This is a genomic window from Micromonospora arborensis, from assembly GCF_003205615.1.
GTDB lineage: Bacteria > Actinomycetota > Actinomycetes > Mycobacteriales > Micromonosporaceae > Micromonospora > Micromonospora arborensis.
Genome location: NZ_PYBV01000041.1, coordinates 46,204 through 52,473, shown reverse-complemented (window position 1 = coordinate 52,473; position 6,270 = coordinate 46,204). Strand labels below are relative to the sequence as shown.

Genomic DNA, 6,270 nt, shown 5'->3' with positions numbered 1-6,270 from the left:
ACCGCCGCTTGAAACCGCCGGCGCGGGATACCCCCACATCGGCGACATGGTGTCGATCATGCCGGGGGAGATGACGTGGGGCCCGGCAGTCGACTTGAGGGCCGGCAGTGGTGGGAGGCTCGCGGGTGACGGCGAACGGCCACCCCACCCTGGCACCGGCGGCCCCGCCGACCGCGACACGGCGCGGACGATCGGAGAGGCCCGAGGCGTGGCCCGTCCTGCTTTCGTCGACGAGTGGGCCGGCGATTCGACGACCATCACCGCCGGCATCGCGCCCCACAGACGGGGCAGCTCTACAGGGAGCAGGAGAGACGACGGCTGGCGGAAAGGTGGCGGGCAGAAAGGTGGCGGCCGGCGGGCGGAAAGGTGGCGGCCGGCGGGCGGGAAGGCGGCGGCCGGCGGGCGGGAAAGCCGCGGGCGGGAAGGCGGCAGCCGGGAAGGCGGCGGGCAGGCGGCGGGTGGCCGGCAGATCACAGGTGCGGGACCGCGGCGACTGAGCGGGGCGGGGGCGGGGCTAACGTGAGGGGCGTGGCGCTCTCTCTGGCGATCTCGCCCTGCCCCAACGACACGTTCGTCTTCCACGCCCTGGTGCACGGGCGGGTGCCCGATGCGCCGCCGGTCGAGGTGACGTACGCCGACGTGGACGTCACCAACACGGCCGCCGAGCGGGGCGCGTTCGACCTGGTGAAGGTGAGCTTCGCGGCGTTGCCGTGGCTGCTCGACGACTACCACCTGCTGCCCTGTGGTGGCGCGCTCGGTCGTGGCTGCGGCCCGCTCGTGCTGACCCGGGGCGACCGCGAGGGCGGGCCGGACCGCACCGACCTGACCGGCGCCACGGTGGCGGTGCCGGGCGACCGGACCACCGCGTACCTGCTGTTCCGGCTCTGGTCGGCCGGCCGGCCGCCGGCCCGGATCGAGGTGGTCCCGTTCCACGAGATCATGCCGGGCGTCGCAGCCGGCCGCTACGACGCTGGGCTGGTCATCCACGAGGCCCGGTTCACCTATCACCGGCACGGCCTGAGCGCCCTGGTCGACCTCGGCGAGTGGTGGGAGGCCGACACCGGCCTGCCCATCCCCCTCGGCGCGATCCTGGCCCGACGTGGCGCGGTGGACCCGGAGGCCGCGGCCGGATGGGTCCGCGAGTCGGTCCGGCAGGCCTGGGCGGACCCGGCGGCCAGCCGGGAGTACGTGCTGGCGCACGCCCAGGAGATGGAACTCGACGTGGTGGACCGGCACATCGGCCTCTACGTCAACGAGTTCACCGCGGACCTGGGCGAGGCCGGGTTCGCCGCGGTGACGGCACTGCTGGACCGCGCCGCCACCGCCGGGCTGGTGCCTCAGACCTCCAGCTCGTTCGCAACAGCATGGACCAGCTGAGCGATCTTCTGCGCGGTCTTCTTGTCCGGGTACCGACCTCGGCGCAGGTCCGGCTGGACCTTCGCCTCCAGCACCTTGATCATGTCTTCGACCAGCCCATGTAGCTCCTCGGCCGGCCGACGGCGCAACTCCGCCATCGACGGCGGCGCGTCCAGCAGCTTGACGCCCATGGCCTGCGCGCCCCGGCGGCTGTCCACCACGCTGAAGTCGACCCGCTGGCCACCCTTGAGGTCGGTGACACCCGCCGGCAACGCCGCCTTGGGCAGGAACACGTCGCCGCCCTCGTCACTGGTGACGAAGCCATATCCCTTGGCCGTGTCGTACCACTTCACTCGACCCGTAGGCACCTGAAAACCCCTGCTTCACTTGAGCCGCTACTGCTCCAAGGCTAGCTGGATCATGCCGTCGAGTGCCGCCGGGAATTCGCAGAGATCATCCAGCACCACGTCCGCCCCGGCCGCGCGCAGCTCATCCGGGGAACACGGGCCGGTCGCGACGCCGATGCCGGGCACCCCGGCGGTCGCCGCCGCGACCATGTCGGCCACATGGTCACCGACGTAGTGGGTCGCGTCGTGCTCCCGCAGGGCGGTCGCCTTCTGCTCGGCGAACAGGTCACCGGCCAACTCGTCGACCGCCAGGCCGAGGTGATCCAGGTGCAGTTGGGCCAGCCGGCCGATCTTGGATGTGACGACCAGCACACGACCGCCCCGGGCACGGATCGCGTCGATGGCCTCCCGCGCGCCGGGCAGCGGGACCGTCGGGGTGATCGCGTACGCCGGGTACAGCTCGCGGAACACGCGAACGGCCGACTCGACCTGCTCCGGCGGAAACCAGTGGGCGATCTCGGTACGCAGTGGCGGGCCGAGACGCGACACCGCCAACTCCGCGTCCACCGGCACACCGGTCCTCGCGGTCAGCGCCCGGTAGGTCGCGGCGATGCCGGGGCGGGAGTCAACCAGGGTCATGTCGAGATCAAATCCGACCGTCAGGGCGTACATGCCGAGAAACGTACCCGCCGACTCGCAGCCGGCCGGACGTCCGAGAGGCGCGACAGCCCGGTGCCGGGCTAGCGTGGAAAGACGATGACCACCTCACTCGCCGACCACCTGCGGTCGCTGCCCGACGAGTCGCTGGCCGCGCTGCTCCAGCTGCGGCCCGACCTCGTCGTGCCCGTGCCGGCCGACGTCTCCGCCCTGGCCATCCGGGCCCAGTCCCGGGTCTCGGTGGCCCGCGCGCTGGACGGGCTGGACCAGTTCACCCTCCAGATCCTCGACGCGGCCCGCCTCACCCGAAGCCCGGACGACGGCACCACGGCCACCGACGCCGTACTCGCGATGGCGACCGCCGGGCCGCACCCGCCGGCTCCGACGGCCATCCGAGCCGCCGTGGCTCGGCTGCGCGCGCTCTTCCTGCTGTACGGCCCGGAGCACGCGCTGCAGGTGGTGCCCGCCGTCGACGAAGTCGCCCCGTACCCCGCCGGGCTCGGCCGACCAGCCGCGGAGCTGGACCCGCGCACGGCCGCGCTCTGCGCGGACCCGGCGAAGCTTCGACGGACGCTGCTCGCCGCCCCACCCTCGGCCCGGGCGATCCTGGACCGGTTGGCGGCCGGCCCACCGGTGGGCAGCGTGCCCCCGGGCGCGTTGCAGGCACCGCCGCTCGGTGCGGAGGACCCGGTGCTCTCCGACCCGACCAACGGAGGCGCCCCAACGGGCTCCCCGGTGCGCTGGCTCGTCGACAACCGGCTGCTGGTCCCCGTGACGACCGGGTCGGCGACGACCAGTGGCACGGTGGAGCTGCCCCGCGAGGTCGGCCTGCTGCTGCGCCGCGACAGCGGGCCGCTCGGGCCACTGCGCACCAGCCGGCCACCGGTGGCTGCCGCGCCGCGTGAGCCGAAGGCGGTCGACTCGGCGGGAGCCGGGCAGACGATGGAGGTGGTCCGACACACCGAAGGGCTGCTGGAGCAACTCGCCGACGAGCCCGCGCCGGTGCTGCGCTCGGGCGGCATCGGTGTACGGGACCTGCGTCGGTTGGCACGTACCGCTGGGCTGGACGAGTCGACCGCCGCGCTGCTGCTCGAGGTGGCGTACGCGGCTGGGCTCGCCGGTGAGCTGGAGATGCCCGGCGCGACCACCAGCCGGTACGGGGCGGATCAGCAGGTGCTGCCGACCGGCGGGTACGAGGTGTGGCGGGCCGCCTCGCTGGCCCAGCGTTGGGAGCAGCTCGCCCGAGCGTGGCTGATGATGACCCGACAGGTGGGGCTGGTCGGCCGTCGGGACGACCGGGACCGTCCGATCACCGCGCTCTCCGCCGAGGCCGAGCGGGCCAGCGTGCCGGCCACCCGGCGGGCGGTGCTCAGCGTGCTCGCCGACCTGGAGCCGGCGACCGCGCCCACCCCGGAGGAAGTGCAGGACCTGCTGGACTGGCGGGCACCGCGCCGCAGCCGGGGCCGAGACGCAGCCCACCGGGAGGTGCTGGCGGAGGCCGCGCAGCTCGGCGTCACCGGGCTGGGGGCGCTCACCTCGTACGGTCGGCTGCTGCTGGGTGAGCTGACGTCGACCGACGAGCGGGGCGACGACCCGCTGGGCGTGCACGCCGACGTCGAGAGCGGCGACCCGTCCAGCGCCGCCCGAGCACTGGACGCGCTGCTGCCCGCCCCGGTCGACCACTTCCTGGTGCAGGCCGACCTGACGGTGGTGGTGCCCGGCCCACCCGAGCCGGCGCTCGCCGCCGAGTTGGAGGCGATGACCGAACTCGAGTCGGCCGGTGGCGCCAGCGTGCACCGGGTCACCACGGCAAGCGTGCGGCGAGCCCTGGATTCCGGCTACACGGCCGACGACCTGCACGACGTGTTCCGGCGGCGGTCGCGTACCCCGGTGCCGCAGGGGCTCACCTACCTGGTCGACGACGTGGCCCGTAAACACGGTGGGCTGCGGGTCGGGTTGGCCGGGGCGTACCTGCGCAGCGACGACGAGGCTCTGCTCAGCGAGGTGCTGGCCGACCGCCGCTTGGAGTCGTTGGCACTGCGCCGGCTCGCCCCGACGGTGCTGTGCACGCAGTACCAGGTCGGTCGACTGCTGGGCGCGCTGCGCGACGCCGGGTTCGCCCCGGTGCAGGAGGACGGCACGGGCAGCGCCGTGCTGGCCCGGCCACGGATCCGGCGGGCCCCGGCCCGGGTGTCGGTGACCACTCGGACGCTCGATCCGCTGGCCGCCCCGAAGCTGCCCATGCCCCGGTTGCTCGGTGTGGTGGAGCACATCCGGCGGGGTGACGCGGCGGCACGGGCGGCCCGGCGGGCACCGGCGGTGGTCCGTGGCGGGGCGGCCGGGCTGGGCGGCGGCCCGGTGCCGGCGCACACGCACAGCGAGGCCCTGGCGGTGCTCCAGCAGGCGGTGCGCGACAAGGCGCTGGTCTGGGTCGGTTACGTCGACGCACACGGGGCGACCGCGTCCCGACTGGTCAAGCCGGTCTCCATCGGCGCCGGCTACCTCCGCGCCGAGGACGAGCGGACGGAGATGCTGCACACGTTCGCGCTGCATCGAATCACCGCGGCGGTGCTGGCGGACTGACCGACGTTCGCGGCCCGACGGGCACTGCCTTGCGGGTGCTGTCGGTCAGCGACGGCTGCGGCGTACGGTGCCGACCACCGAGACGACCAGCAACAGCGCGAAGCCGGCGCCGGCGGACTCCCCGACCGAGTCGACGAAGCCCTGCCGGAGCACCAGCCAGCCGAAGAGGAACCACCCGACGAGGAGCGTCGCCGCGACGGCGTAGGCGATCACGGTCGCGCGGGACACCTCGTCGGGTGGTGTTTGCTCATGCTCTGCGATCACGTCACGGTCGACCGTCATGCCCAGCCTCCCCGCCCGGTCCGGCCCTGGACTCCAAGGGTGACACTCGGGAGACCGGTCGGACAGGGGGTTATCCCTGCGATTCGCTCCGTGTCGGTCAGGTGCCGGGGCGACGGCCGATCAGCACCACCCGGGTGCCGACCTTCCCCAGCTCCCACATGCGGACGGCGTCGGCGTGCAGCAGGTTGACGCAGCCGTGCGACCCGATCGACTTGTCGTGCAGGTAGGTGGTGGTCTCGTGGAAGCCCATGCCCTGGGTGAAGTGCTGCCAGTACGGCAGCCACACCTCGTACGGGTCGGACCACTCCTTCGGGTTGCGGAAGTTGACGGTGAACGTGCCGGCCGGGGTGCGGTAGCCGGACATGCCGGTGCGCGTCACCGTCGGAGGCATGATCACCTTGCCGCCGCGGACCGCCCAGACGGTCTGCCGGGTCAGGTCGACGCAGAACGTGGTGCCCGTGCCGGCCTTGCAACGGGCCGGGTCGGTGGTGGCGAGGCGCTGGGCCACGTCGAACGTGGTCGGTCCGGCGCGACCCTCGACGGGGCGAATGCCGTACCTCTTCTGGAACTTCTTGATCGCGGCGCAGTCGGCGGCGGACTGCCGGCCGTCGACGGTCACGGCCCCGAACCCGCCCAACCGGGCCAGGTAGGTCTCCACCGCGCGCTGGTGCTGGCCCTGTGGGCAGCCGGCGACGGTCGACGTACCGGTGCTGGGCGTCGGCTTCGGCGTTGCGCTGCGGGTGGGTTTCGACGTCGGGGTCGGCGTCGGTTTGCTGGCGGTGCTGGTTGGTGCGGCCGGCGTCGACCGGCCGCGCTGGTCCGGGCCGGGCGTGTCGCTCGCCCCCGTTGCCTGTTCCGCTGCACCGGCTGGGGCGGCTCCCCCGCCACCACTCCCGCCGGACTGCGGATCGAACGCGCACGCACCGGCGCCGACCAGCACAACCACCACCAGGGCGACCAGCCGGGAAGTGACCCGAACATGCTTCATGGAGCCTCCCCTGACAATCGTCCCCTTACTAGACGTTCATCAGTGCCGTCACGGTTG

The 6,270-nt window shown here is 73.4% G+C and carries 6 protein-coding genes; 2 read left to right on the top strand and 4 right to left on the bottom strand.

What is annotated here, in order from left to right; all coding sequences use genetic code 11:
- Nucleotides 1-528: 528 nt before the first annotated feature.
- The gene (locus tag C7C45_RS27520; protein WP_110566823.1) at nucleotides 529-1,377 is read left to right on the top strand and encodes a 1,4-dihydroxy-6-naphtoate synthase; all 849 of its coding nucleotides are present in this window, start codon (nucleotides 529-531) and stop codon (nucleotides 1,375-1,377) included.
- Here C7C45_RS27520 and C7C45_RS27515 read toward each other — a convergent pair.
- Nucleotides 1,338-1,724 carry a cold-shock protein gene (locus C7C45_RS27515; RefSeq protein ID WP_110566821.1) on the bottom strand — a complete coding sequence of 129 codons (387 nt, stop codon included), beginning with the start codon at nucleotides 1,722-1,724 and terminating at the stop codon, nucleotides 1,338-1,340. The two genes, C7C45_RS27520 and C7C45_RS27515, sit on opposite strands and share 40 nt — an antisense overlap.
- Before the next feature lie 27 nt (nucleotides 1,725-1,751).
- Nucleotides 1,752-2,375 (bottom strand): HAD family hydrolase, encoded by a 624-nt coding sequence (locus C7C45_RS27510; RefSeq protein WP_110566819.1) that lies wholly within the window; start codon nucleotides 2,373-2,375, stop codon nucleotides 1,752-1,754.
- 84 nt (nucleotides 2,376-2,459) lie between these two features.
- Between C7C45_RS27510 and C7C45_RS27505 the strand changes: the two genes are divergently transcribed.
- A complete protein-coding gene (locus C7C45_RS27505; protein WP_110566817.1) occupies nucleotides 2,460-4,943 on the top strand; it encodes a helicase-associated domain-containing protein in 2,484 nt (827 codons plus the stop codon).
- A 45-nt stretch (nucleotides 4,944-4,988) separates the two neighbouring features.
- Here the strand turns inward: C7C45_RS27505 and C7C45_RS27500 are convergent, their stop codons facing one another.
- On the bottom strand, nucleotides 4,989-5,225 hold the full coding sequence (locus tag C7C45_RS27500) for a hypothetical protein (RefSeq protein WP_110566815.1): 237 nt from the start codon (nucleotides 5,223-5,225) through the stop codon (nucleotides 4,989-4,991).
- A gap of 97 nt (nucleotides 5,226-5,322) precedes the next feature.
- On the bottom strand, nucleotides 5,323-6,213 hold the full coding sequence (locus C7C45_RS27495) for a L,D-transpeptidase family protein (RefSeq protein WP_110566813.1): 891 nt from the start codon (nucleotides 6,211-6,213) through the stop codon (nucleotides 5,323-5,325).
- Between the last annotated feature and the right edge of the window lie 57 nt (nucleotides 6,214-6,270).

Excerpts from the sequence above, each read along its gene's own strand:
- C7C45_RS27505 (WP_110566817.1), top strand. The coding sequence starts at position 2,460 with ATGACCACCTCACTCGCCGACCACCTGCGGTCGCTGCCCGACGAGTCG.
- C7C45_RS27495 (WP_110566813.1), bottom strand. The coding sequence starts at position 6,213 with ATGAAGCATGTTCGGGTCACTTCCCGGCTGGTCGCCCTGGTGGTGGTT.
- C7C45_RS27510 (WP_110566819.1), bottom strand. The coding sequence starts at position 2,375 with ATGTACGCCCTGACGGTCGGATTTGATCTCGACATGACCCTGGTTGAC.
- C7C45_RS27500 (WP_110566815.1), bottom strand. The coding sequence starts at position 5,225 with ATGACGGTCGACCGTGACGTGATCGCAGAGCATGAGCAAACACCACCC.